This is a genomic window from Arthrobacter sp. Y3223164 (assembly GCF_059091005.1).
The window spans coordinates 1-1,457 of sequence record NZ_JBNHGF010000544.1; the positions used below are offsets into that span (position 1 = coordinate 1).

2 protein-coding genes are annotated in these 1,457 nt (G+C 71.7%); both read right to left on the minus strand.

From position 1 onward, the window contains the following. Positions 1 to 669 (minus strand): cysteine desulfurase family protein (locus AC5RUJ_RS16250; RefSeq protein WP_494156244.1); only part of this gene is annotated, 669 nt, incomplete at its 3' end. Beyond that, a partial coding sequence (gene nadC, locus AC5RUJ_RS16255) for a carboxylating nicotinate-nucleotide diphosphorylase (protein ID WP_494156245.1) occupies positions 666 to 1,457 on the minus strand: 792 nt, incomplete at its 5' end. The genes nadC and AC5RUJ_RS16250, both read right to left, overlap by 4 nt.

Here is a 1,457-nt window from a genome sequence, read left to right on the forward strand (position 1 = left end):
GTGCAGCACCGGCTCCAGCGGGACCCGGCCGGAGACATACAGCAGCCCGCAGCCCTTGGGCGCGCCCAGCTTGTGGCCGGACACGCTGAGCGCGTCCGCCCCGAGCTCTGCGACGTCCAGGTCCAGCCAGCCGGCCGCCTGCACGGCATCCGTGTGGAACGGGACCCCGGCGGCCCGGCAGAGCCTGCCGATGCGCCCGACCGGCTGGATGGTGCCCACCTCGTTGTTCGCGTACATCACCGTGCACAGCGTGGTGTCGTCGCGCAGCGCGGCCTCCAGTTCGTCCACGCGGACCATGCCCGTGGCATCGACCGGCACCCGGGTGACCTCGAAGTCATGGAACCGGGCCAGGTAGTCGACCGCCTCCAGCACCGAGGGGTGTTCCACGGCGCTGGTGACGACGTGCCTGCCCCGCGGGGAAGCGAGCGCAATGCCCTTGACCGCCAGGTTGTTGGACTCGGTCCCGCCGGACGTGAAGAGGATCTCGCCGGGGCGGCAGCCCAGCACCCCGGCGGCCGTGCCCCGGGCATAATCGAGTGCCCGCAGCGCCGCCTCTCCCACGGTGTGGTGGCTCGAGGGATTGCCGAAGTCCTGCGTCAGTGCCGGCCACATGGCCTCCAGCACCTCGCGGCGCACCGGGGCGGTCGCCGCAGCGTCCAGATAAATCACGACGACGACGCCCCTTCGGCCGCCTGCCCCGCGGCAATGCGGATGTCCAGGCCCAGGTCCAGCGACCGCACGCTGTGAGTGAGCGCGCCGGACGAGATGACGTCAACCCCGGTCCGGGCAATCCGGCCGACGGTCTCCAACCGCACGTTGCCGCTGGCCTCGACGATCGCACGTCCGGCCACCCGGGCAACGCCGGCGCGGAGTTCGTCCACGCTGAAGTTGTCCAGCATGATGGTGTCCACGCCCGCGGCCAGCACCGGCTCGATCTGCTCGGCCCTGTCCACCTCCACCTCGAAGTGGACGGTGTGCGGGAGCCTGGCCTTCGCCTCCAGCAGCGCCTCGGTCAGGTCCCGGCTGCCATCGGCGGTGAGCACGGCCAGGTGGTTGTCCTTGGCCATCACTGCGTCGGAGAGCGAATAGCGGTGGTTGTGTCCGCCGCCGCAGCGCACGGCATAGCGCTCCAGCGCCCGCAGGCCGGGGGTGGTCTTGCGGGTATCCACCACCCGGGCCGCCGTACCGGCCACTTCCCGGACGAAGGCCGCGGTCTGCGTGGCGATGCCGCTCATCCGCTGCAGCAGGTTCAAAGCCACCCGTTCACCCAGCAGGATGGAGCGGGCGTTTCCGGTCAGGACGGCCAGCACCTCGCCGGCCCCGAAGGCGGCGCCGTCGCCGGTTTTCAGCTCCACCCGCACGTCGGGATCCACCTGGCGGAAGACCTCGGCCAGCACCGGACCGCCGGAGAACACGCCGGGCTCGCGGGCCGCCAGCTCCGCCGTGGCGGTGGCGTC